Source organism: Staphylococcus sp. HMSC072E01, assembly GCF_001814125.1.
Classification (GTDB): domain Bacteria; phylum Bacillota; class Bacilli; order Staphylococcales; family Staphylococcaceae; genus Staphylococcus; species Staphylococcus hominis.
In genome coordinates, this window is sequence record NZ_KV814990.1 from 16,841 (window position 1) to 41,630 (window position 24,790).

The window sequence follows — 24,790 nt, forward strand, 5'->3', positions numbered from 1 at the left end:
AAATAAGGAGATGATTAGTTTGGACAAACAAAAAGTGACTCAAGCGATTGAGAAAGTTTTAAATACTTCTAAAATTGGCGTATTATCAACTGCCTATAATAATAAACCGAATAGCAGATATATGGTGTTCTATAACGATGGTCTTAATTTATATACAAAAACAAGCAATAAAAGTTCTAAAGTAAAAGAAATTCAAAGTAATCCAGAAGCATATATTTTACTAGGATATAATGAAACAACAAATAATAGTTTTGTTGAAATAGAAGCAAGTATTGACATTGTAGAAGATCAGAAAGTCATTGATTGGTTGTGGGAAACACAAGATAAAACATTCTTCGATTCCAAAGAGGATCCTAATTTATGTGTGTTAAAAATAAATCCAAAAACGATTACTTTAATGAATGATGATGATATTGATACACCAATCACAATTGATCTTTAATTTTATTTTTAATAAGAGTAGATAGAATGTATCATGAATTCTATCTACTCTTATTTGCTTATCATTTATATTAGTTGAAGTACAATTGAATTTTTGTGAAACTTTTATTGTAATTTAATTCTATTTTTTGTACAAATAAATTAATATATTTAAGGATAGTCTTAATGAAGAACAAAAAAGGTTTAGGGTTAGGAATTGCTTTAATTGCAATTATGTTAATTGTTAGCATTATTTTAGTCCTTGTCATGCTAAATGGTCACCAAAAAGAATCATACTATGGCTATATGAAAGATAGTCACACGATTGATAAAATGGTAAATGAACAAACTGAGAAAGTAGAGAAAAATGTTAAATTATCATCTAACACTAATGTAAAAGTGAAAAAAGGCGATTTTGTCTTTTTAGTAAAAGAAAAAGGTTCTGATTCATTTTCTAGAGTATCAAAAGTAAATCATGATGATGTGCCACATGGTCTCATGATGAAAATTCATGAAATGCATGATATGAAAGGCATGTAGTTTTTGATATATTAGAAAGTGTAAAGAGCGAGATAACATTCATTTGAAATCAGTTATCTCGCTTTTTTGTTTGAATAAAAAAGCATCGCTTATCCAAGCGACGCTAAAAATGTCAGATGTCCTTTTTTAAATTGATTCTAGATATTTCTTACCTTTTTCTTTATCATAGACATGTTCCCATTTAGAGATAACTACTGTAGATAATGCATTACCAATAACGTTCACACATGTACGAACCATGTCTAACAAACGATCTACACCGATAATTAACGCAAGACCTTGAGCTGGTAAGCCCATTGCCCCCAATGTTGTTAATAACACTACGATAGATACTCCTGGCACACCTGCCATACCTTTAGATGCAACCATTAATGTCACCATTAAAATGATTTGTTCAGATAATGATAAGTGAATACCATACATTTGAGCAACAAATAAAGCAGCGATAGATTGATATAGGGCTGATCCGTCTAAATTAAACGAATATCCAATTGGTATAACAAAAGAAGTCACTTCTTTTGGAGAACCAAATTTCTCCATTTTACTCATCATTACTGGTAATACTGCTTCAGAACTTGAAGTAGAGAAAGCAAGCAATAATTCATCTTTAAGTATTTTAATGATTGAGAAAATACTAATTCCACAAATCCTTGCTACAATACCCAAAACAACAATAATGAAGAAAATCATCGCAAATACAACTACTAAAACAAGTTTAGCTAATGGAATTAAAGCTGAAGCACCGAATGTCATAACAGTTGTACAAATAAATGCAAATACACCAATTGGTGCTAATTTTAAGATTTTATTAATCATCCAAAATACGGCTTCTAATGTACCGTTTAAGAAACCTTTAACTGGTTCAGCCTTTTCTCCAATTGCAGCTAATCCCAAACCAAAGAATACTGCGAAGAAAATAATTGGCAATAACTCACCCTTAGTTAAAGCTTCAAAAATATTAGTTGGTATAATATTTACGATTGTATCAATAAAGTGGTTACCGTATGTAGATTGTTCTGCGGCAGACGCAGTTGATTGATATTTAGTAATATCGCCTTTAGGTAACTTATCAGGATCTAATCCAATTCCTGGTTTAAAAACATTACCAATAATTAAACCTAAACCGATGGCGATGGTTGTAATAATTTCGAAATAAAGAATTGATTTCCATCCATAACTTCCTATTTTCTTCGAATCCCCTAAATTCGAAATAGATAAAGCAAGTGAACAGAATACAATTGGGATGATGATCATTTTGATTAAGTTTAAGAAAACGTCACCGAAAGGTTTAATATAATTTGCAACACCTGTTTGTCCAAATAATAATAAACCAATTACTACACCTAGCACTAATGCAATTAATACTTGCATAGGTAGGCTAACTTTTCTCTTGAACAGAGTCACGTTGAAACCCCCTTCTTCTGACATCGCTTAATTATATCAAATTATTCAAAATTCGGATATAACAAATTAAAAACTATTAAATAATATACATATTTAATTTGGCAAAAATAATTAATTAAAAACAGAAAAATGAGAATATTTTTAGAATATAGATGTTGAAATTCAATCACTATCTTTAACCTTCTCAATGTAAGAGCGGTTGATAAATGAATAACATTACTCTAAAACCTTTTTTAACTAACTCGTTTACCTTTACCATTTAACAAAAATTTCATTTAAAAAAACAATATCTATTTTTCCATAGACATTGTTTTTTTGAGTAGTAATCACCATTAATATCTCTAGTTCTACATATTGATTATATATCATGGCTTATAATTTTGGTTGAAATAGTTATGTTTTGCACTTTTAATGCTTTTCTTGGTTTCCGTATCAAAGCCTTCGACTAAAATACCTTTATGTGTACCAATTGGCTGAATGATATATGTTAAATTAGGCTCGTCTTTAAACACTACTTGTTTATAATAGACGCCTCTTTTAGCACTATATAATGTTTTTTCTGATTTAATTTTATCTTTCAAATGTTTTTGTTCTATGTAATTGTCTACAAGTTGTACATTTTTATGCCCTTGATACGCTTTCGTTCCAAAGAAGAACGCAATAGCTAATACAAGAGAAATAGCTAATATAATAATAATTCTAATAATCTTTTGCTTCTTACTCATCAGAGCACTCCTTCATCCTCTTACTCAATAAAATAGCTTCTTTTATCATTTAAATAATTATGAATGAAATAGTAACTTTTTTAAAGTGATACCTCTTTTTTGTAACAAAATATACTAATAATTTAATTTAGAATTTGAAATAAATCAACATTCTAAATTTATATGTAGCCTTAGTTAAATTTATTTTTAAATTTATTAAAAAACTTATATAATACTCTGACAATAGTCTTGACATTAGCTATTGTTCATACTATCTTTAAATAAGTTGAGGGGGGAAAAATATGTATGTAAAGGACAGTTATTTAAGTAAACAATTATGTTTTTTACTTTATGTTACTTCAAAAGAGGTAATTAAAAAATATACTCACTATCTAAAAGAGTATGATTTAACATACACAAGTTTTATGGTTCTTATGGCTATTGAAAACGACGAAAAAATAAACATTAAGTCCCTTGGTCAACGTGTCTTCTTAGATTCTGGAACTTTAACGCCTCTCTTAAAAAAATTAGAGAAAAAAGGTTACGTACAACGCATGCGAGAAAAAGAAGATGAACGTAATTTACAAATTTCATTAACTCAAAATGGTAGAGACATTAAACCAGTATTAGAGCAAATTTCTAATCAAGTGTTTAATGATTTTGATATTTCTGACGATGAAGCGGATGGTCTTGCTAGTAGCTTAAGACATATTATTTCAGAGAACTTCGGCTCTAATGCTGAATAGTTAATACACATGACAAAAGCTAAGTAATTATTGTTCCTTCTTTCTTTTATTTTCTAACTAATACATAATATCGACGTCTTTTGTCATGTTTCTTTATTCCACATCTTTCACTTTTTAATTCTTCAAACTTTCAAATTGCTTTTACTTTACGTGTAGTATCTCTATTTATATAATGATATTGTAAAATTTCAATATATTTTATGACATATTACTCTGAAAAGGAGATTTCATATATGAATAATAGAGAATTTTTTGATCAAGCTATTTTTAAAAATAATCCAAGAGATGTATTTCGTGATCTAGGTGAACAAGTATTTAACCAATTTTCAACTAAAAGCTTCCCAACAAATGTTTACAGTCAAAAAAATCAATATGTTCTAGAAGCCGAATTACCTGGCGTAAAGAAACAAGACATTCATCTTAAATATGAACATGCTACTTTAACGATTAAAGTAATTAAACAAGTATCTGAGCAAACAGGTAGTGTTCAATTAAGTGAACGCTCAAGCGGAGAATTGGTAAGACGCTTTGAATTCGAAGATATTAATAAAAATCAAATCAAAGCAAGTTATGAAGATGGTGTTTTAGTGGTGATTTTACCTAAGAATGTCACTGAAGAAGACGAAGGTACTACAATTACAGTAGAATAAATAAAAGAAGTTGAGATATAACTTTCAGAAAAATAGCCAGTAAATGAATGATTAGACATTCATTTACTGGCTTATTTATAATTCTTCGTATTATTGCCTTACTCTCTTAGAGGGTAGTTTCAGCTTGCGTTATTATTTCAACCTCTCATCAAAGTACGTTGTATTCATCTTTCATTTTACATTAAATTATTGAAAAAATAGGTGCTTAGCATAAGCTAATAAACAAACGTAGTGCTAGTGCACTACGTTGTATATTTATTTTGCGTATTCTTTTTTGTAAAGATGACCCATTGTAATAAAAGCAAGTATTCCAAATACAGCTAGTAAAATAAATGCTAAATGACTTGAACCTGTCAATGAAGTAACATACGTGATAACAAGTGGTGGGAAGAAACCACCTAACCCTCCCATCATAGACACAATTCCGTTTGCAGTACCAGATTCTTTAGCAAAATAAGATGGCACAAGTTTAAAGATGAGTCCATTTCCTAATCCAGCACAAATACTAATTGTTAAACAACCTATAGTAAATAAGGCAATATGACTTGAAACACCTAAAATAACTGCACCGATGATCATCGCAACAAAATCTATCATCAAGGCTTTAACCGCGTTGAATTTATCTCCTAAAATCCCACCCACAGGTCTTAAGAATGTTGCTAATGCGATAAATACTCCTGATCGAATACCTGCATCTACTTTATCTATTCCGAAATTATTAACTAAATAGTTAGGTAAGAATAAACCAAATGCTACAAAAGCACCAAATGTAATAAAGTACCATAAACTCAAATAATATAGTTTGTAGTTTGAAGATAGATCTTTAACTTGAGCGCCTAAAGGTACTTTAACTTTAGGTTCTTTAGCATCTCCAAGGAAAAACATTAATATTGCAAAAATAGCGATAATAATAAGATAACTTCTTACTGTTGTTTGCCATCCTACAATACCCGCAATAGGAGGTGCTAAGAATGATGAAATTGCTGTACCAATATTTCCCATTCCATAAATACCATTTGCTAATCCTACTTTGTCTTTTGAAAAATATTTAGGAACTGAAGTGACACCTACAGAGAAAATAGCTCCTCCTACTCCTAAAAAAAATCCAGACGCCATTAACATACCAGGCGATTGGGCTTGTCCTAAGAAGAAAATAGGAAATAATAATATAATAAAACTACAAAAGAATACCCATTTAGCGCCAATAATATTCGTTAAATAACCAAATGGTACACGAAGAATCGATCCTAGGATAACTGGTATCGCTAAAATAATTGATAACTGTCCTGGATTAATTTTAATATCTTGTGAAATGTATGGCATCAATGGAGAAATAATGCTCCAAGCCATGAATCCAACTACAAGACTTAAAGTTTGTAACGTAAGTTGAAAACCACCCTTAGTTTTATTCATTTTTTCACCTTCATCAATTTTTATTTTCTATTATCGATAATTAAATCACATATCAATATAGTCAATTTGTGTGATTAATTACTGATTACATTTAAATTTTAATCACTTTGTGAAAATATGAACATAAGGAGTTTCCCTTATCCTCTCTAATAATCCCCCTATATTTAAATAATAAGACAAAGAAAAACCAACACATGAATATTATGTGCTGGTAAAATTATAGTATGAGTGTCATTATTTAAGTCTTTCAACATATTTAAAAGTCTAAAAGTTTCTTCTTAAGCGCATATTCTACAAGCTCTGGTTTAGATTTTAAATTTAATTTAGTCATAATATGCGTTTTATGTGCCTCAACTGTTTTGACGGATACAAACAATTTTTCAGCAATTTCTTTATTTCCATATCCCTTTGCAATTAATGGTAATATTTCTAATTCTCTTTTAGAAAGTATTTTGAAAGGATCATTAGTGGCTTTTTCATCTTGATTAGAAACATTTACAAATTCATTTACTAATGACGTCGTTAGTTTCATATCAATATACGTTTCACCTTTATACACTGTTCGTACTGCTAAAATGAGTTGTTCATCTGGTGAATTTTTTAAAATATATCCTTTAGCACCATTTCTTAAAACATGAAACAAATATTCTTCATCTTCATACATTGTTAAAATTAATATTTTTGTTTCAGGAAAACTTTCAGAAATTTTGCTAGTAGCAATTAAGCCAGACTCACCAGGTGGCATACTTAAATCCATAATTAATACATCCGGTTTGTACTCCATCACTTTCTGATACGCTTCTACTCCATCAGCTGCCGTAGCTACAACTTCCATGTCTTCTTGAAAGTTTAATATCATAGAAAAACCTGTTCTTACTACTGCATGATCATCTGCAATTACTATTTTCAATTATAAGTCAGTCCCCTTACGCTCTCTAGAGTGGCACTTCTAAAGTGATAATCGTTCCTTTTCCTAAATGGGTTTCTATATTCACTTTTCCGTTTACAAGCTCTGCTCTTTCATTCATACCATACAATCCTAGTCCTGTACCTTGTGGTTGAGAATTCGGATCAAACCCTTGACCATGATCAATCACTTCAGCCATTAATAAACGTCCAACTTCCTGGACAAAGACATCTACCGAACTTACGCCTGCATATTTTAATGCATTAAATACCGCTTCCTGTACCACACGATAAACCACCGTTTCTACTTCACTATCATATCTTTTATCTTGAATGTTAGATTGATATACAATTTGCATACCATAATTATTTTCAAATTGTTTAAAATATGATTTAAAAGCCGCTTCCAAGCCTAAATCATCTAGAGATGAGGGTCTTAATTCAACTGATAGATGTCTTATATCATCAATCAATTTAGACATTAATCCCTCAATACGTTGTGATTGTTGGACAAGTTCTGAGGATTCTTTTTGATATTTCAGCAATCTGAGTTCAACATCAATATTTAGCATTTCTTGTACAACACTATCGTGTAGTTCTCTAGAAATACGTTTTCTTTCATTTTCTTGCGCGGAAATTGTTTTTCTCATCATCTGACGTTGATACATTTTTTCTTGTCTTTCAATTTGCGGCGAAATATCTTGAAGTGTAAATGCATATATCTCATTATCTTCATCAATCGCTTGATAAGAAGCTGTAAATGGTCGAACTTTATGATCTACTGTTTTCATAAACACTTGAAAATTGATATCGTTTGGTTTAGATGTGTCTAAATAACAATTTTTGCAACTTTGAAGTTCAAATTCATTTGAATACCCTTCACAACGTTCACAAATCGCATTTGTCATCGCACTATAATTATTATCTTTTGAAATAATTTCTTCAGCGGCGTCATTCATTGCAATGATTTTTCCTTCTTTGTTTACAAAAACAATTTTTTCATTTGTAGTTTCATAATATTTTTTTAGTAAGTCTTCCATTTGCAGATTATACAACTCTAACACATATATCACCTAGATTTCTTCATTAAATTCCCACAAACGGCCTTTAATATTTAATTGATTAATCGCTTTAGGCAATGTTCTACTACCTCTTTGTCCTAATAATAACACGCCTGCAACATGCTGTTCATGCCATAATGGTATAGCAACGAGCGCGTTTAAGTTTTCACTCATCAAAATAGGATACTTAATTTTTTCTTCTGGCGTTATTGTTTTGGAAACATTTTCTATAACCATTCGCTTTCCTGTTTTCATGACTGTTCCAGCTAAGCCTCTGCCTTTTCTCAAAACAATCAATTTATAACGATTGTTTAGATTACCTGAAACATATTGCCATTTAATAGGTCCAGAAGGTTCGTGGTTTTCATATAGGGCAACACCAGCAAAATCACAATTTTCTTTTTTTCTAAGTATGTCAAGTTCTTGTTGAAAATGTACCGGTTCAAACAAAGGTTCCGGAATCATATATCGTACTCCTTTTATATTTAATGTGCACGAGGTGCTTTATGTTTTCTATATACAATATAACGTCTTTTCGTATATGCTAACGGAATACTCCATACATGTACAAGACGTGTGAATGGCCAACAAGCTAATATTGTAAATCCTAATAAGATATGAATTTTAAATGATAATGGAACACTTGTCATTAATGATGCATTAGGTGAGAAGATAAATAAGTGTCTAAACCATATAGAAATTGTTTGGCGGTAATCAAAATCAGTTATCATTGCATTAGTAACTAATGTTGAGAAACATCCCATAAATATAATCAATATTAATAAGAAATTTACGAAAATATCAGAAGCTGAACTTAACTTTCTCACATTATTAATAGTTAAACGTCTTGCTGTTAAAAGTAACATTCCAATTAGAGTCATTATACCAAAAATACTACCAATATAAACAGCTCCAAAGTGATATGTACTTTCGCTTATACCAAGTCCATCTATCCATTCTGCTGGAATAGCTAATCCCACCACATGGCCAAAAAATACTGGAATAATTCCTAAATGAAATAACAGGCTGCCCCATTTAAGTTGTTTCTTTTCTAAAAACTCACTTGATTTTGCAGTCCATGAAAATTGATCATATTTATATCGAGCAATATGACCAACGATAAAAATTGCCACACATAAATATGGGTAAATAATCCAAAGAAATTGATTAAGCATGATGTGTCACCTCTTTTGGAATGTCTAAACAAGCTTTTAATGTTTCTCGTAATGCACGAATCACATAAGCGTAAGGATTATTCTCCTTAGCTAATTGATTTGCCATTTCATAGGTACCATCTTCAATAATCATAATCACTAACTCAATATTGCCTTCTGCACGAGGATCATTATGCCAACTTGCTACGTGTAAAAACTGCAACATCAATGGTAGATAATCCGATAATTCATTATCTACCATTTTTAATCCAAACATTTCATAAAGTACTTTTAGTTTTGCGAGCATTTGACCTCTTTCTTTTTGAGTATCAAATTTATTGTAAGTCATATAAAGTGGTGATGTTTTATTGAAATCAAATGTATCCGTATAAATTGCTTTAATTTCAGATAAAGTAAATTGATACATAATTTCACGATATTTCATTAAATCTGCATATCCTGGATGTGAAGGATGAATCGTTTCTTCAAATGTATTAGGATGAAACGTCAACTTTTCTGGAAAATTAAGTTGTTGTGCAAGATATCCAAAACTTTCTTGATAGTATTTAAATTGTGTTAGATTAATCACGGAAAATACCTCCATAGAAATTCTCATTATAAATCTCTTGACCAGATTTTCCTGACGTTGAACCTACTGGAACACCGCAACCTTCACAATTGTCTCCGAAATATTCACCGCCATATCCTTGACTACCTTGAGCATGATACGTATCTAAATAGGTTTCTTTATGTGAAGATGGTACAACAAATCGATCTTCATATTTAGCTAAACCTAATAGACGATACATTTCTTTTGTTTGAATTTCTGATAAACCTAAACGTTCTAATCTAGAAGTATCAAATGGTTTGTTTGTGACTTGAGCACGCATATAACTTCTCATCATTGCCATTTTTTGTAACGCTTCTTTCACTGGCTCTACTTTACCTGCTGTAAATAAGTTTGCTAAATATTCAATAGGTAAACGCATCTCTTCGATGGCCGGGAAAATCATATCAGGATTTTGACCTGAATTTTTACCTTCAAAATAACTCATAATTGGACTTAAAGGCGGGCAGTACCATACCATTGGCATTGTTCTAAATTCAGGATGTAATGGAAATGCCAATTTATATTCAATTGCTAATTTATAAACAGGTGAATTTTGAGCAGCTTGGATCCATTCATAACTGATACCATCTTTTTCTGCTTGTTCAATCACTTCTTCATCAAATGGGTTTAAGAAGATATCAAGTTGTTTTTCATATAAGTCTTGTTCATTTTCAGCTGAAGCCGCTTCATGTACACGATCAGCGTCATATAATAAAACGCCTAAATATCTCATTCTTCCTGTACATGTTTCTGAACATACAGTTGGCATTCCTGCTTCAATTCTTGGGAAGCAGAATGTACATTTTTCAGCTTTATTTGTTTTCCAGTTGAAATATACTTTTTTGTAAGGACAACCTGTCATACAGTAGCGCCACCCACGACATGCATCCTGATCGACTAAAACAATACCATCTTCATCTCTTTTATACATAGCCCCTGAAGGACATGAAGCAACACAACTAGGATTTAAGCAATGCTCGCATAGACGAGGTAAATACATCATAAATGTTTCATCAAATTGGAATTTGATATCTTCTTCAATTCTTTGAATATTTGGATCTTCTGGTCCTGTTACATGTCCGCCAGCTAAATCATCTTCCCAGTTTGGTCCCCATTCAAGATTTAGTCTATCTCCTGAAATCAATGAATGTGCCTTTGCCACTGGTGAATGTTTACCTTCTTTAGCTGTTGTTAAATGTTCATAATTATAAGTCCATGGTTCATAATAATCTTTGATTAACGGCATATCTGGATTATAGAAGATTTTACCTAAGGCAATTTTAGACCACTTACTACCTGATTTAAGCTCAAGTTTACCTTTTTTATTTAGTACCCAACCACCTTTATAATGCTCTTGATCTTCCCAACGTTTTGGATAACCTACACCGGGTTTAGTTTCTACATTATTAAACCACATGTATTCTGCACCCGGTCTATTTGTCCAAGTATTTTTACATGTCACACTACATGTATGACATCCAATACATTTATCTAAATTCAATACCATTGCAACTTGCGCTTTAATCTTCAAGCCAATTTACCTCCTTCATTTTTCTAACTGCGACGTACACATCACGTTGGTTTCCAATTGGTCCATAGTAATTGAAGTGATAACTAATTTGTGCATATCCTCCAACTAATTGCGTAGGTTTTAAGTGAATTCTTGTAGGTGCATTATGTGATCCCCCACGAGTATCAGTAATCTCAGAACCTGGTGTTTCAATGTGCTTATCTTGAGCGTGATACATAAACATTGTACCTTTAGGCATGCGGTGTGACGTTACCGCTCTTGCAGTCACAACACCATTTCTGTTATAAACTTCAAGCCAATCATTATCATTGATACCATGTTGCTCAGCATCTTCATTAGATAGCCAAACAACTGGACCTCCTCTGAATAAAGTCAACATACGTTCATTATCTTGATATGTTGAATGAATATTCCATTTTCCATGAGGTGTTAAATAACGTAGAACAAGTGCATCTTGTCCACCTTTTACCTTTTTATCTCTTGCGCCAAATACCATTGGTGGAAGTGTTGGTTTATATACTGGTAAGCTTTCACCAAATTGCTGGAATACTTCGTGATCGATATAGTAACTTTGTCTTCCAGTTAGCGTTCTAAAAGGTACGAGTCTCTCAATATTTGTTGTAAATGGAGAATAACGACGATTATTTTTATTAGAGCCTGGGAATACTGCTGTTGGGATAACTTCTCTTGGTTGAGCTGTAATATTTAAGAACGAAATTTTTTCAGATGCACGTTCTTTTGAAATATCCTTCAATTCCATTCCAGTTTGATTTTCTAAATCTTCATATGATTTTTGAGATAATTTACCATTCGTTGCCGAAGAGATATTTAAAATTGCATCAGCTACTTTACGTGCAGTATCAATACATGGTCTATCATTTCTAACAGAATGTTCATCGTCATCATTCCATGTACCAATCATACTTTTTAGCTCTTCGTATTCTTCTTTAACACTAAAACTAACGCCGTGTGCCCCTACTTTACCTTTCTCAAGTAAAGGTCCTAATGTAACGTATTTATCATAAATTTTAGTATAGTCACGTTCTACAATAGAGAAGTTAGGCATAGTTTTACCTGGAATACCTTCTACTTCACCTTTAGACCAATCCTTAATGATACCGTATTCAGAACCTAGTTCTTGTTTAGAATCATGAGCAAGTGGTGTAGTTACCACATCTTTAAATGTGCCTGGTAAATAATCTTTAGCCATTTCTGAAATTGCTTTACTCAATGTTTTGTAAATGTCCCAGTCAGAACGTGATTCCCATAATGGATCAATTGCTGGATTAAATGGATGAATAAATGGATGCATATCGGTTGAAGATAAGTCATGCTTTTCATACCAAGTTGCTGCTGGCAGTACAATATCAGAATATAACGGCGTTGCAGTCATTCTAAAATCTAATGATACAAGTAAATCTAATTTACCTACTGTATCTTCTCTCCATTTAATTTCCTCTGGTTTATCATCTTCATTTGGTTCAGCCATTAATCCTGAACGTGTACCAAGTAAATGTTTCATAAAGTACTCTTGACCTTTAGCTGAACTTGAAATTAAGTTAGATCTCCAAACAAATAATGTTTTAGGATGATTTTTTCTTAAGTCTGGGTCTTCTATAGCAAATTCTGTTTCTTTATTTTTCACTGATTCAATCGCACGTTTTAAAATAGCTTCATTTGAATCATCGCCCGCATCTCTTGCTTCTTCACCAAATAACAAACTGTTTTTATTAAATTGTGGATATGAAGGCAACCACCCTAAACGTGCTGCTGTCACATTATAATCTGCTGGATGCTGATGTTTAATGTTGTTAGCAAGTGGTGATTTCAATTTATCTACATTAGATTCTTCATATTTCCATTGATCAGTTGCAAAATAGAACCAACTTGTACCATTTTGTAAACGCGGTGGACCTTGCCAATCTTTAGCGAAAGCTACAGTATTCCATCCTTCGATTGGACGACATTTTTCTTGCCCAACATAGTGAGCCCAACCTCCACCATTAACACCTTGGCATCCACATAATAGAACTAAATTCAATACAGCACGGTAAATGGTGTCAGAATTGAACCAGTGGTTAATCCCCGCACCCATAATAATCATCGAACGTCCTTTTGTATCAATAGCATTTTGTGCAAATTCTCTTGCGACTTGTGTCACTAATTCTTGTTTAATACCTGTAACGTTTTCTTGCCATGCAGGTGTATATTTAGATTCACTATCTTCATAAGATTTAGCTTCTAACTCATGACCAAATCGTTTAATACCATATTGACTAGCCATTAAATCATATACTGTAGCAATACGTACTTCTTTACCATCTGCCAATTTAACTTTTTTAGTTGGAATAGATCGTTCGAAAATACCGTCTCCTTGACTATCAAAGTAAGGGAATTGAATGGTTTGTAACTCATAATCTTCTTCTGCAACAGATAAAGCCGGATCAATTTTACTTCCATCTTCTGTTTCAAGTTTTAAATTCCATTGTTTGCCTTCTTCCCAACGTTGACCCATTGTACCGTTTGGAACGACAAGTCGATGGCTAATCGCATCGTGAATTACTGGTTTCCACTCACCATTTTCACTTTTTATGCCTAAATCGCTTGCACGTAAAAATCGTCCTGCCTTATAACCATTTTCATCTTCATCCAACATCAATACAAATGGCATATCTGTATATTGCTTGGCATAATTAACAAACATATCACTTGGTTCATCTTCATAAAATTCTTGTAAGATGACATGTGTCATAGCTTGAGCAACTGCAGCATCTGTTCCTGGATGAGGTGCTAACCAATTATCAGCAAATTTAACATTTTCTGCATAATCTGGTGCTACAGACACCACTTTTGCACCTTTATAACGTACTTCAGTCATAAAATGGGCATCAGGCGTACGAGTAAGTGGAACGTTAGATCCCCACATAATGATGTAAGAGGCATTGTACCAATCACTTGATTCAGGTACATCAGTTTGTTCACCCCAAATTTGAGGGGATGCAGGTGGTAAATCAGCATACCAATCATAAAAACTCAACATTTCTCCGCCTAATAAATTAATAAAACGCGCACCAGATGCATAACTAATCATCGACATTGCTGGAATAGGTGTAAAACCAGCGATTCTATCCGGACCATCTTTTTTAATGGTATAAAGAATTTGTGCTGCGATAATATCTGTTACATCTTTCCAACTTGCACGTACATGTCCACCTTTACCACGTGCTTCTTTATATAATTTAGCTTTCTTTTCATCTTCAACGATAGATGCCCATGCAGCGATACGATTTCCATTATTGTCTTCAAGTGCTTCTGTCCATAGATCTAATAATTTACCTCTAATGTAAGGATATTTCACACGAAGTGGGCTGTATTCATACCATGAAAATGACGCGCCACGTGGACATCCACGAGGTTCAAATTCAGGCATATCTGGACCGCAACTTGGATAGTCAATTTGTTGATTTTCCCACGTAATCACACCATTTTTAACGAAAACTTTCCACGAACACGATCCTGTACAGTTTACGCCATGTGTGGTTCTTACTACTTTATCGTGACTCCATCTTTCACGATACATTTTTTCCCATTCTCTACTTTTACTTTCTAAGACTGACCAATTTCCATTAAACGTTTCAGTTGGTTTGAAAAAGTTTAATCCGAATTTTCCCATTTATATAAATCCTCCTACCTGCAAAGGTCATACGTTACTTATGTTCAATGTTATTTAAAGAAATTTCATTTAAATTGTACATTTTTTCACATGGTTTTTATATTAGGGAATTACCTATTTCATATAAAAGAATCCCTAAAAAAAGTGAGATAACACACGTTTTAAATATCGTGTTATCTCACTTATGACATTCGAAGCGTAAAGAACTATACTTCAATATATTTAATATTTTGGTGCTGCGTTATAATCGATTCATATAAATACTTTTGAGAAGAATGATATGTTTCATCATATTGAATTAAGCATTTTAAATACTGTTGAGATAAGTCTTCTGCTTTGGAAAGTGCTAATTCTTTATTCCCTTTAATAACGTACAATGTTTCATCTATTGTTTGTTTTGAGTATATAATCTTTTCGTCATCCATATAGTTAATGATATGGCCTAATATACAAATTCCTGGATCATGTTTAATATTAAGCTTAGATAATTGATATTCAATAGTGCTTAGTTTACCAACCACTATGGTTTCGTTATAACACGTAGCATTAAAAATGATAGCAATATCATAATCTTCTTTAGTATATCTTCTAATTTGATTAATAATATAATTTAATCGTTTAATTCCCATATAAATTGCCAAAGTCCCACCATTAGCTAAATTACGTATATCCATGTCTTGATCAATATCATCTTTAAAGTGACCTGTAGAAAATGTAACACTTGGTGCTACTGAACGCATCGTTAAACCTAAGTCTAATGAAGCTACCGCTGCACTCGCAGAAGTTACCCCAGGTATAATATCGTAGGCAATCTGATGTTCTTTTAAAATGTCTATTTCTTCAGTTACTCGGCCAAATACTGCTGGGTCTCCACCTTTTAAACGTACAACAACTTTATACTTTTTCGCTGCTGCTACTATTTTTAAATTAATATCTTCTTGTTGAATATGTTTAGTATAAGGTTTTTTTCCAACATCTATGATTTCAGCAGTTGGTTTTGCATATTGTAATATCAGTGGATTGACAAGACGATCATATAAAATAACATCTGCTTGACGAATTAATCGTTCTGCTTGTTTAGTTAGCAAATTAGGATTGCCAGGGCCAGCCCCAATTAAATATACTTTTCCAAATCCACTATTAGTGACTAGAGACATATAAATACGTCTCCATCTTGAATTTCAACTTGATATGTTTCAACACAACCTGTATCAGGTTCTTGCACTTTACCCGTATTCAAATCAATTTTTTGATCGTGGAGTGGACAATAAACGTATTCTCCACTTACAGTACCTTCAGATAGCGGTCCTTCTTTATGTGGACACACATTATTAATAGCATGCACTTGTCCATTTTCTGTTAAAAATATACCGATTTGTTTATCTTTAACAATAACTTTTTTACCAATTAATGGTGTTAATTCATCCATAGTTGTTACTTTAACTTTTTCCATTACACTCATCCTCACACTTTCTCGACATCAAATATTTTTTGTGCTTCTTTATTTTCAACAATAGCTTCCCAAGGTTCTTCTTCAAGTGCTTGTTTTGCATCCATAATTCTATCAAAAAGTTCTTTTTGACGTTGTTCATCTAAAAGCACTTCTTTAACATGATCAAATCCTAGTCGTTTAAGCCATGGTGCTGTTCGTTCAGCATATATTCCAGTCTCTCTGTAATATTGCATAAGCGCACCACACAGTTGTACCACTTGATCTTCTGTTTCAACAGTAGTGAGTAATTGACCTACAGTGACCTCTGTGCCACCGTTACCGCCAATATAAATTTGATAGCCATTTTCTACTGAAATGACACCAAAGTCTTTAACACCTGATTCTACACAGCTTCTTGGACAACCAGAGACACCCATTTTAAATTTATGAGGTGTGTCGATATATTCAAATGTTTTTTCTAATCGAATACCTAAACGTGTCGTATATTGTGTACCAAATCGACAGAATTCCTTACCAACACAACTTTTCACAGAACGCGTTTTCTTACCATATGCAGAGGCAGAACGCATACCTAAATCTTTCCAAACCTTTGGTAACTCATCTTTTTTAAGACCATATAATCCTACACGCTGAGACCCTGTTACTTTAACAAGAGGCACGTTATATTTTTTCGCTACTTCACCTAAACGAATTAATTGGTCAGCATCTGTGACACCACCACGCATTTGTGGAATCACTGAGAAAGTACCGTCATTTTGAATATTTGCATGATAACGTTCGTTCGCAAATCTTGATGCTTTTTCATCTTGGTGTTCATGAGGATATACCATATTTAGATAGTAGTTAATAGCTGGGCGACATTTTGGACAACCATTTTTATCTTTAAAATCAAGTACATGACGAACTTCTTTTGATGTTTTTAAACCTTTAGCTCTAATTTGGGTAACAATTTCATCACGTGTTAAATCAGTACATGCACAAATACCCGTTGGTTTAGCAGCTACAAATTCATCACCTAATGTACATTTTAGTATTTCTCCAATTTGTCCTTTACATTTACCACAAGAATTTCCTGCTTTGGTTGTTTTTGTAACCTCATCTACAGTAGTCAACCCATTTGTTGTAATTGCATTGACAATCGTACCTTTATCTACACCATTACAACCACAAATTGTTTCATCATCAGGCATATCTGCTATTGAAGTTCCACTTTCTTCTCCGCCTTTATGTAGAAGTGACACTAGTGTGTAGTCCTCTAGTGATTCATGTTTTTTCATCATATTATAAAATCTTGAACCATCATCTGTATCGCCATATAAAACGGCACCTACCACTCGACCATCACTTAGGTAGACTTTTTTGTAAATATTATCTACACTGTTAAAGATTTCGATACCGTGTACAGTTTCATCTTCAACGATTTGTCCTGCACTATATAAATCACAACCTGATACTTTTAAAGACGTAAATGTCGTAGATCCTTTATATCCTTCAGTCTCTTTACCTGTTAAATAATCAGCAAGCACTTTACCTTGTTCATAAAGAGGTGCAACTAAACCATATACTTTACCATTGTGTTCTGCGCATTCACCCACGGCATAGATATGTTCATCAGATGTTTGTAAGTAATCATTAACGACGATACCTCGATTCACTTCTAATCCCGCTTCACGAGCTACTTCGGTAAATGGACGTATACCAACAGCCATAACGACTAAATCTGTTTCTATTACTCTACCATCAGCTAGCTTAATAGCTTCTACATCATCTGTTCCTATAATTTCTTTAGAATTTGCTTTTAGTTCAATATGCATGCCTTGACGTTCTAAATCAGCTTTTAACATATCTCCAGCTTTACGGTCTAATTGCATTTCCATCAGCCATTCTGCTAAGTGAAGAACTGTCACATCCATACCTTGATCCATTAATCCTCTTGCACATTCTAATCCAAGAAGACCTCCACCAATAACAATGGCACGTCGTTTTGTTTTAGCAATTTCAATCATACGCTCAGTATCTTCAATTGTGCGCCAACCGATGACACTTGGTAATTCTGATCCAGGTATAGGTAAAACAAATGCCTTTGAACCCGTCGCAAAGATACAGATATCATAAGCTACAGTGATACCTTTAGATGTAGTGACAGTTTTGGATTGTCTATCTACTTTTTCAACTGGATCATCTACAATTAGTTCAATATGATGTTCTTTATACCAGTCATAATCGTTCATAATCGTTTCTTCAACTGTCATTTTCTTTTGTAAAATGTTGGATAACATGATTCGATTATAATTAGGATAAGGTTCTTTACCAATAATTGTAATGTCAAATTGAGAATCTGAACGTTCTAAAATTTCTTCAATTGTTCTTAAACCAGCCATACCATTACCAATCATTACGAGTTTTTGTTTAGCCATATCAATGCCCCTTTTATTACATTTAATTATTATTAAATTCAAATAGTTTTGCACTCACTATTCTTTACAAAGCTATTTTATACCATATTCTTTTGAATTTGTGATTATTTTCACAATTAAATGTAAAATCGGGGATTTCCCTAATAAAAAACATCTTCCATTACATGAGTGAGGATTTAGCACTCATATAATGAAAGATGTATGTAGTTACTATACTGTTAATTCTTTTAATCGCTCTCGAATAATCGATTTTAAAATAGGGTCGAAATTAATAGACGGAGTCATGTGCAATTCATTAGCAATATCCATCTCTGATATAAGACCTTTTACTTTATTAACTAAACGTCCATCATATAAAAACATTGGAACCACAATAAGATGATGATATTGTCTTGAAAGTTGATCTAAATCATTTTTAAACGTAATATCTCCATATAACGTACGGCAATATATAGGTTTGTCTTGCTTTAACTTAGTACTAAATTCTTTTAGTTCATCATGTGCTTTAGTATAAGAAAAGCTACCATGTGCAATCAATACAACTGCCACATCTGACTCTTTATTCATATCCACATCATTAATACGTTGTTCTACTAAATCCACCATATATGGATGCGTACCAAGAGGCGCACTAATTTCATAGGTTATATTTGGATGTGCTTGTTTAATGTTTCTTAACATCTCTGGAATGTCTACAATGTAATGCATAGCTGAAAATATAAGTAAAGGTACAACTTTAAATTGCGTTTCTCCTTTTTCTATTAAATTAATAATCGTATGTTCAACACTTTTTTCTTCACTTTCAATAAAACCAAGCTCATAAGCGTAAGTTTCATCTTGTAATAAACTATCTATAAATTCACCGAGTGCTTTATTTTGATCTCCTTTTCTCATGCCATGAGCTACTAGAATATTCGCAACCAAATGGTTTCCCCCTTATTATTTTAATGTTGATTAAAATAATAAGATTTTCTGAATATTAAGTCAATATGTTTTGAATTAAAAGAGCGTCTTACTATGCTTTTATACTGTCTCTTTTTCCGTTTAAATAGGCATAAACAAGCCCTACAAAAATACCTCCACCAATATAGTTACCTACAAAAGCAAATACGATATTTTTTAGCACATCTATCCATGATAATGCATCACTATTATAAAAAATCATTCCTGCATATAATCCAGCATTAAATACAACGTGTTCATATCCCATAAATACAAATACTATAACACCAACAGCAATGAAAAATGCGCGAGCTAAACCTTCTTTAAAAAGCATTGAAACATAAATACCAATATTAATAAAGAAGTTACAGAATATCCCTTTGATAAGAATATTTAACCAAGTTGATTCTACCGTTTTTAAATGTACTGTTTTACTTAGACTTGCAACCATTTCAGGTGTCATCACATGTGTACCCTTCATTAATAAGAATAAAATAAACCCACCTATAATATTTCCAATAAAACAAAATAAGAATATGTATAACATTTTTTTAACTGCAATGACTTTGTAGTACCATCCGACAGTTAAATACATAAAATTACTAGTAAGTAATTCTGAATTAGTTAGAACAATAAGAACTAAAGCTAAACTAAATGAGATTGCTCCTAATAAATTAACAAGTCCATCATTTGTTCCTGCAAACTGTGTTTTGATTGCTAACATAAATACTGTAACAATAGCTAATAAAAATCCTGACATCATTGACTTTAGTAAATATCGTCCAGGTGTTTGAGTTGCCATAACTTCTTTCATTTGTACCTGTCTTACAGCCGCTTTAATAAGATCTTTTGTAGTATATGTATCTTCAATTGTTGTATGGTTACTTGTCATATTCCCTCTCCTTAATTCATTTATAATTTTATATTATATATAGTGAAGTGCATTTTGAATAGAGGATATTAAAAAAGAGCAACATATGGAGGTTTATTTTCCATATCTTGCTCTTGTCATGATATTAATGTGCTTTTTTTAATTTTGAAAAATAACGTAATCCTGAAGCAAAAATACCATAGCCTAATGCCGTTCTTAAAATATATTTTATGACGCCATTATTTAAACACTTTGAATTAATTAATAATGTTGGAATTAAAGTACTGATTGAAAATAATCCCAGCACTTTTAAATATCTTTCTTTCATACTATATCCTCCTCTTTTCAACATTATTATAACTTAAAAGTTCAATTTAATTTTGACATCCTCGTGACGATTCATTCATTAAGTAAGGCTTCTAGTTGATCTAATGTTGAATTCATACCTGCTTCCATTCCCATATCTACCGCTTGTTGAGCTGCTTCTTTAGTTGGAAACACTGACGTAGACGTAACAGTAGTCATTTGTTTATTATCTGAGTTAAAATTGATTGAAATATGCATACCAGGTAAACGCGTATCTTTTTCTCCCTCAGGTGTAGCAAAGTAATCAAAGTATTCAAGATACTTCGGACGATCCACTTTTCGATATTCTGTTAATGTATAGCTTGTCTGTTCTGAGGTTTCTATTGCAAAGAAGGCTTCCCCGCCTTCTTCAGTATTAAAACGATATACTTTTGTCTTAGCGCCTTGAGGATGAAACCATTGCTCAAATAACGATGGATTTGTATAGGCATCAAATACATCATTGATAGGAGCTTTAAATGTTCTTTTAAAAATTATTTTATTTTCTTTTACATCGATTGACATCGTTATCTCTCCTAATTTCTAAAATGGTGATTTCTATAATTTAACAACTATTATATTTTAAGACAATAAAAAAACAGGCAAAGTTAGAACTCTGCCTGTTTTTTAACTTTATTATTCTTCAATAGGAAATTCTAAATCAAATTCCACATTTAATGTTTTACCTAATAAGAAACCACCAGTTTCTAATGGTTGGTTAAATGTAACACCATATTTTTCACGATCAAGTTCACCAGTAATAACTAAACCTGCTGTATTTTTATTATTAAGTGGGTTTAAGCTAATACCTTTATAATCTAAATCAAATGTTTCTTTTTGTGTTTGATCTTTAATTGTTACATTACCAGTAACTGAACGATCATCAACACTAATAATTTCAAATTTAATTTCAGGATATTGTTCAACGTTTAAGAAATCTTCACTTTTAAGATGATTATCACGATCTTCTACTTTAGTATCAATAGAATTAGCTTGAACAGTAAAAGTTCCTTTTAAAGAACTTAAATCATGAAAGTCACCTGTAATATCTGCATCAAAATCGTTAAAACGTCCTTTTACATTACTAATTACAAGGTGTTGTATTGAGAAATTTACACCTGAATGAACTGGATCTAAATTAAAGTTAGCCATTTATTTTCCCTCCAATAGTGAAATGATAAAAATAATAGTATTCATTTTATCTATCTTCCACTTTAATATAATTATTATACTCAGTATATTAAATAAATCTAATGAAAATGACAAACTAAACAACTTAATTAAAATAAATTAATTGTTCTGACTTTATTTTTTTTATCTTTATTCCCTATTTTTATAAAAATAATGATTTTGAATGTAAGATTTTTAAATATTTCATAAACTATATAAAAACATAATTAAAAGACCTAATTTAATATTTAAACAACAATAAGTTAGGTCTTTTGTATTATGCTATAAATATTTTTTCCATTCTTTGACTTTATAAGGGTCTTCTACTTTTTTACCATTGATAAAAACTGTTGGAACAGATTGAATATGATTTTCTTTTGTTAACTTTTTCTGTTTTTCTGCTTCCTTCCAAGCATCACTATTTTTAGTTTTATATTCTTTTTTTATGCGATCTTTTTGTTTTTGAGAAATATTTAATTGGTTAATTTCTTTATCTAGTAATGTTTCAGTAATCCACTGTTTTTTTTCATCTTGTTGATGAGCATATATATTTTTTTGGAAAGTAAGATATTCTTTTGGTGCAATAGCTTGAATAGCATTCCCTGCTCTAGAGCCCATTAATGAATCTTTTCCAAGAAAACTTGCATTAATAAATTGATATTCCACTTTATTTGTATCAATATAATCTTTTTTTATGATAGGCATGACGTTATCTTCAATTTTTTTGCAATAAGGACATTTATAGTCTCCATATTCTACAATTAAAATTTTCCCATTTCTTGTATGAGCTGGGGTTGTTTCTTTTTTCTTTTGAGAGCAAGCGACAACGATAATGATTAAACATATGATCGCAGCTCCAATAAAAATCAATTTTTTCATATATACTCCTTAAGATTGTTTCAGTTAATTAAGATTTTCTTCCTTATAATCCGAATCATGTGTACTAATATATTGTTTCGTATCAAAGTGCTCTAAATAGGTTGCCTTCTTATCTTTAAATTGATATGTATAATAATGCATTTCATCGTTGTTGCTTAATGGTCTATATGCTAATACAACATACTTACCTTTTTCATACACATATATATTAGCGTCTTTTTTATCAAAGTGTTTTACCACATCGCCTTGTTCATTCCTAGCAAGTCGTTCTTGTTTTTTATCTTGTAGTTTTACAGCTTTATCTATTTTATTAGCATATTCATCATTACCGCAACCCGCTAGCAATATGACACATACACTTAATGATGCAATCAATCTTTTCAAATATCTTCACTCCTACTTTTTCTAATCTAACCTAATATAACTCTTACTATTATACTATGCATATACTGATTATCATACAGTGGTTTTGCAATATAAACTAGACTATTAAAAAATATTATATTTTAAGTTTTATAGTTATATATTTAAAAAAATAATTATTATTTTATACTAAAGTATGAGTAAATTAATTTACTAAATGTGTGTAATAATAGAACTAATTTGATAAAATAGTTTAGAATTCTTAAAAATACAGAGGAGTAGATAATCATGAAATTCGTAAGTTTAACACCTGAAGAATTTGAAAAATTCACATCCGAACATTTTTCTCACTATACACAATCTCGAATACACTTTGATAATAGAAATGAGATGAAACATGATGTACATGTTGTAGGTGTTAAAGATGATAGTGGAGATGTCATTGCAGCAACATTAATGACTGAAGCACGCGCATTAAAATTTTATAAATATTTTTACACACATCGTGGTCCAGTAATGGATTATAGCAATATCAAACTGGTTCACTTCTTTTTCAAATCACTAACAGAATATTTAAAAAAACAAAATTGTCTATTTGTTTTAGTAGATCCATATATTTTAGAAAACCTACGTAATGCAGATGGAGAAATCTTAAAAAGCTACGACAATCGTGCAGTGATTAAAACACTTGAAGACTTAGGATATAAACATCAAGGCTGGTCTGTAGGTTATAGTACAATGAGTCAAATTCGTTGGTTGTCTGTACTTGATCTTAAAGATAAAACTGAAGACCAATTACTAAAAGAAATGGACTATCAAACACGTCGTAATATTAAAAAGACGTATGAAATGGGCGTAAAAGTTAAAACATTACCTATGGAAGACACACATACTTTCTTCGAACTGTTCCAAATGGCTGAAGAAAAACATGGCTTTAAATTTAGAGATGAGCCTTATTTCTATGAAATGCAAAAAACATATAAAGATCATGCCATGCTAAAATTAGCTTATATCGATTTAAAAGATTATTTGTCTACTCTACAACATAAACATGAGGATTTAACAAAACAACTTACTGAAATTGAAGAAGCTTTAAAAGAAAGCCCTAACTCTAAAAAGAACAAAAATAAACGCAATCAACTTCAACAACAATTTGATAGCAATGAACGTAAAATAAACCAAACAAAAGATAAAATTGCAGCAGAAGGTGAAGTATTAAATCTAGCAGCTGCATTATATATCTACAATGAACATGAAGTATATTATTTATCTAGTGGTTCTAACCCAAAATATAATGAATATATGGGGGCCTATCGTTTACAGTGGGAAATGATTAAATTTGCTAAAGAGCATAACATTGACCGTTACAACTTCTATGGTATTACTGGAGACTTTAGTGAAAATGCTGAAGATTATGGTGTCCAACAGTTCAAAAAAGGCTTTAATGCTGGTGTTTATGAATATATTGGTGACTTCATTAAGCCAATTAAACCTGTTCTTTATCATACTCAACAATGGATCAAAAATAGAAGATAATT

25 protein-coding genes are annotated in these 24,790 nt (G+C 31.6%); 5 read left to right on the top strand and 20 right to left on the bottom strand.

The genetic code is table 11. The features are described from left to right. Positions 1–19 precede the first annotated feature (19 nt). Positions 20–442, top strand: a complete 423-nt coding sequence (locus HMPREF2953_RS08615) for a pyridoxamine 5'-phosphate oxidase family protein (RefSeq protein ID WP_002448507.1) — start codon at positions 20–22, stop codon at positions 440–442. Positions 443–606: 164 nt separating this feature from the next. Continuing rightward, on the top strand, positions 607–960 hold the full coding sequence (locus tag HMPREF2953_RS08620; RefSeq protein ID WP_070672879.1) for a DUF4889 domain-containing protein: 354 nt from the start codon (positions 607–609) through the stop codon (positions 958–960). Positions 961–1,086: 126 nt separating this feature from the next. Here HMPREF2953_RS08620 and HMPREF2953_RS08625 read toward each other — a convergent pair whose 3' ends face one another. Both HMPREF2953_RS08625 and HMPREF2953_RS08630 read right to left on the bottom strand, forming a co-directional pair. Then, complete coding sequence (locus HMPREF2953_RS08625; RefSeq protein WP_049334665.1) at positions 1,087–2,364, bottom strand: cation:dicarboxylate symporter family transporter; 1,278 nt, start codon at positions 2,362–2,364, stop codon at positions 1,087–1,089. 365 nt (positions 2,365–2,729) lie between these two features. Continuing rightward, positions 2,730–3,089: a DUF3139 domain-containing protein gene (locus tag HMPREF2953_RS08630; RefSeq protein WP_070672881.1), complete on the bottom strand. Its 360-nt coding sequence runs from the start codon at positions 3,087–3,089 to the stop codon at positions 2,730–2,732. A gap of 281 nt (positions 3,090–3,370) precedes the next feature. On the opposite strand from HMPREF2953_RS08630, the gene HMPREF2953_RS08635 reads away from it, so the two are divergent. Beyond that, a complete protein-coding gene (locus HMPREF2953_RS08635; RefSeq protein ID WP_002448339.1) occupies positions 3,371–3,814 on the top strand; it encodes a MarR family winged helix-turn-helix transcriptional regulator in 444 nt (147 codons plus the stop codon). Positions 3,815–4,047: 233 nt separating this feature from the next. Continuing rightward, entirely contained in the window at positions 4,048–4,464 is a 417-nt protein-coding gene (locus HMPREF2953_RS08640) for an Hsp20 family protein (protein ID WP_002488807.1), read from the top strand. A gap of 255 nt (positions 4,465–4,719) precedes the next feature. Here the strand turns inward: HMPREF2953_RS08640 and HMPREF2953_RS08645 are convergent, their stop codons facing one another. From HMPREF2953_RS08645 to HMPREF2953_RS08730, 18 genes are all read right to left on the bottom strand, one after another. Then, on the bottom strand, positions 4,720–5,877 hold the full coding sequence (locus HMPREF2953_RS08645; RefSeq protein WP_049334667.1) for a nitrate/nitrite transporter: 1,158 nt from the start codon (positions 5,875–5,877) through the stop codon (positions 4,720–4,722). A 256-nt stretch (positions 5,878–6,133) separates the two neighbouring features. Then, the gene (nreC, locus tag HMPREF2953_RS08650; RefSeq protein ID WP_070672884.1) at positions 6,134–6,787 is read right to left on the bottom strand and encodes a nitrate respiration regulation response regulator NreC; all 654 of its coding nucleotides are present in this window, start codon (positions 6,785–6,787) and stop codon (positions 6,134–6,136) included. Positions 6,788–6,812: 25 nt separating this feature from the next. After that, positions 6,813–7,823 (bottom strand): nitrate respiration regulation sensor histidine kinase NreB, encoded by a 1,011-nt coding sequence (nreB, locus tag HMPREF2953_RS08655; protein WP_371091019.1) that lies wholly within the window; start codon positions 7,821–7,823, stop codon positions 6,813–6,815. 33 nt (positions 7,824–7,856) lie between these two features. Continuing rightward, positions 7,857–8,309: a nitrate respiration regulation accessory nitrate sensor NreA gene (gene nreA / locus HMPREF2953_RS08660; RefSeq protein WP_070672886.1), complete on the bottom strand. Its 453-nt coding sequence runs from the start codon at positions 8,307–8,309 to the stop codon at positions 7,857–7,859. Between the two features lie 20 nt (positions 8,310–8,329). Beyond that, positions 8,330–9,019, bottom strand: coding sequence for a respiratory nitrate reductase subunit gamma (gene narI / locus HMPREF2953_RS08665; RefSeq protein ID WP_070672888.1), 690 nt, complete (start codon positions 9,017–9,019; stop codon positions 8,330–8,332). Then, positions 9,012–9,587, bottom strand: a complete 576-nt coding sequence (gene narJ, locus HMPREF2953_RS08670; RefSeq protein WP_002448445.1) for a nitrate reductase molybdenum cofactor assembly chaperone — start codon at positions 9,585–9,587, stop codon at positions 9,012–9,014. Before narJ ends, narI begins: the two co-directional genes overlap by 8 nt. Further along, positions 9,580–11,139 carry a nitrate reductase subunit beta gene (narH, locus tag HMPREF2953_RS08675; RefSeq protein WP_002488804.1) on the bottom strand — a complete coding sequence of 520 codons (1,560 nt, stop codon included), beginning with the start codon at positions 11,137–11,139 and terminating at the stop codon, positions 9,580–9,582. Before narH ends, narJ begins: the two co-directional genes overlap by 8 nt. Next, positions 11,129–14,812, bottom strand: coding sequence for a nitrate reductase subunit alpha (locus HMPREF2953_RS08680; RefSeq protein WP_070672890.1), 3,684 nt, complete (start codon positions 14,810–14,812; stop codon positions 11,129–11,131). Before HMPREF2953_RS08680 ends, narH begins: the two co-directional genes overlap by 11 nt. Before the next feature lie 206 nt (positions 14,813–15,018). Continuing rightward, positions 15,019–15,969 (bottom strand): uroporphyrinogen-III C-methyltransferase, encoded by a 951-nt coding sequence (gene cobA / locus HMPREF2953_RS08685; protein WP_070672892.1) that lies wholly within the window; start codon positions 15,967–15,969, stop codon positions 15,019–15,021. Next, a complete protein-coding gene (gene nirD, locus HMPREF2953_RS08690) occupies positions 15,960–16,274 on the bottom strand; it encodes a nitrite reductase small subunit NirD (RefSeq protein ID WP_037554316.1) in 315 nt (104 codons plus the stop codon). The genes cobA and nirD overlap by 10 nt, the downstream gene beginning before the upstream one ends. Positions 16,275–16,276: 2 nt before the next feature. Then, on the bottom strand, positions 16,277–18,682 hold the full coding sequence (gene nirB / locus HMPREF2953_RS08695) for a nitrite reductase large subunit NirB (protein WP_070672895.1): 2,406 nt from the start codon (positions 18,680–18,682) through the stop codon (positions 16,277–16,279). A gap of 210 nt (positions 18,683–18,892) precedes the next feature. Continuing rightward, entirely contained in the window at positions 18,893–19,606 is a 714-nt protein-coding gene (locus HMPREF2953_RS08700) for a sirohydrochlorin chelatase (RefSeq protein ID WP_070672897.1), read from the bottom strand. A 91-nt stretch (positions 19,607–19,697) separates the two neighbouring features. Continuing rightward, positions 19,698–20,516 carry a formate/nitrite transporter family protein gene (locus tag HMPREF2953_RS08705; protein ID WP_002448547.1) on the bottom strand — a complete coding sequence of 273 codons (819 nt, stop codon included), beginning with the start codon at positions 20,514–20,516 and terminating at the stop codon, positions 19,698–19,700. A gap of 124 nt (positions 20,517–20,640) precedes the next feature. Further along, positions 20,641–20,823, bottom strand: coding sequence for a hypothetical protein (locus HMPREF2953_RS08710; protein WP_002448340.1), 183 nt, complete (start codon positions 20,821–20,823; stop codon positions 20,641–20,643). 71 nt (positions 20,824–20,894) lie between these two features. Next, a complete protein-coding gene (locus HMPREF2953_RS08715; protein ID WP_070672900.1) occupies positions 20,895–21,365 on the bottom strand; it encodes an SRPBCC family protein in 471 nt (156 codons plus the stop codon). 111 nt (positions 21,366–21,476) lie between these two features. Beyond that, entirely contained in the window at positions 21,477–21,992 is a 516-nt protein-coding gene (locus tag HMPREF2953_RS08720) for a YceI family protein (RefSeq protein ID WP_049418881.1), read from the bottom strand. Positions 21,993–22,292: 300 nt separating this feature from the next. Then, positions 22,293–22,889: a thioredoxin domain-containing protein gene (locus HMPREF2953_RS08725; protein WP_049334677.1), complete on the bottom strand. Its 597-nt coding sequence runs from the start codon at positions 22,887–22,889 to the stop codon at positions 22,293–22,295. A 24-nt stretch (positions 22,890–22,913) separates the two neighbouring features. Beyond that, a complete protein-coding gene (locus HMPREF2953_RS08730) occupies positions 22,914–23,273 on the bottom strand; it encodes a DUF4467 domain-containing protein (protein WP_049334678.1) in 360 nt (119 codons plus the stop codon). 267 nt (positions 23,274–23,540) lie between these two features. Between HMPREF2953_RS08730 and HMPREF2953_RS08735 the strand changes: the two genes are divergently transcribed. Then, positions 23,541–24,788: an aminoacyltransferase gene (locus HMPREF2953_RS08735; protein WP_002454905.1), complete on the top strand. Its 1,248-nt coding sequence runs from the start codon at positions 23,541–23,543 to the stop codon at positions 24,786–24,788. The last annotated feature ends 2 nt before the right edge of the window (positions 24,789–24,790 follow it).

What these genes read in the sequence shown, in the direction of transcription:
- HMPREF2953_RS08620 (WP_070672879.1), top strand. Translation starts at nt 607, where the DNA reads ATGAAGAACAAAAAAGGTTTAGGGTTAGGAATTGCTTTAATTGCAATT.
- HMPREF2953_RS08630 (WP_070672881.1), bottom strand. Translation starts at nt 3,089, where the DNA reads ATGAGTAAGAAGCAAAAGATTATTAGAATTATTATTATATTAGCTATT.
- HMPREF2953_RS08635 (WP_002448339.1), top strand. Translation starts at nt 3,371, where the DNA reads ATGTATGTAAAGGACAGTTATTTAAGTAAACAATTATGTTTTTTACTT.
- HMPREF2953_RS08640 (WP_002488807.1), top strand. Translation starts at nt 4,048, where the DNA reads ATGAATAATAGAGAATTTTTTGATCAAGCTATTTTTAAAAATAATCCA.
- HMPREF2953_RS08645 (WP_049334667.1), bottom strand. Translation starts at nt 5,877, where the DNA reads ATGAATAAAACTAAGGGTGGTTTTCAACTTACGTTACAAACTTTAAGT.
- nreB (WP_371091019.1), bottom strand. Translation starts at nt 7,823, where the DNA reads ATGGAAGACTTACTAAAAAAATATTATGAAACTACAAATGAAAAAATT.
- nreA (WP_070672886.1), bottom strand. Translation starts at nt 8,309, where the DNA reads ATGATTCCGGAACCTTTGTTTGAACCGGTACATTTTCAACAAGAACTT.
- narI (WP_070672888.1), bottom strand. Translation starts at nt 9,019, where the DNA reads ATGCTTAATCAATTTCTTTGGATTATTTACCCATATTTATGTGTGGCA.
- HMPREF2953_RS08680 (WP_070672890.1), bottom strand. Translation starts at nt 14,812, where the DNA reads ATGGGAAAATTCGGATTAAACTTTTTCAAACCAACTGAAACGTTTAAT.
- cobA (WP_070672892.1), bottom strand. Translation starts at nt 15,969, where the DNA reads ATGTCTCTAGTCACTAATAGTGGATTTGGAAAAGTATATTTAATTGGG.
- nirD (WP_037554316.1), bottom strand. Translation starts at nt 16,274, where the DNA reads ATGAGTGTAATGGAAAAAGTTAAAGTAACAACTATGGATGAATTAACA.
- nirB (WP_070672895.1), bottom strand. Translation starts at nt 18,682, where the DNA reads ATGGCTAAACAAAAACTCGTAATGATTGGTAATGGTATGGCTGGTTTA.
- HMPREF2953_RS08705 (WP_002448547.1), bottom strand. Translation starts at nt 20,516, where the DNA reads ATGACAAGTAACCATACAACAATTGAAGATACATATACTACAAAAGAT.
- HMPREF2953_RS08710 (WP_002448340.1), bottom strand. Translation starts at nt 20,823, where the DNA reads ATGAAAGAAAGATATTTAAAAGTGCTGGGATTATTTTCAATCAGTACT.
- HMPREF2953_RS08715 (WP_070672900.1), bottom strand. Translation starts at nt 21,365, where the DNA reads ATGTCAATCGATGTAAAAGAAAATAAAATAATTTTTAAAAGAACATTT.
- HMPREF2953_RS08720 (WP_049418881.1), bottom strand. Translation starts at nt 21,992, where the DNA reads ATGGCTAACTTTAATTTAGATCCAGTTCATTCAGGTGTAAATTTCTCA.
- HMPREF2953_RS08725 (WP_049334677.1), bottom strand. Translation starts at nt 22,889, where the DNA reads ATGAAAAAATTGATTTTTATTGGAGCTGCGATCATATGTTTAATCATT.
- HMPREF2953_RS08735 (WP_002454905.1), top strand. Translation starts at nt 23,541, where the DNA reads ATGAAATTCGTAAGTTTAACACCTGAAGAATTTGAAAAATTCACATCC.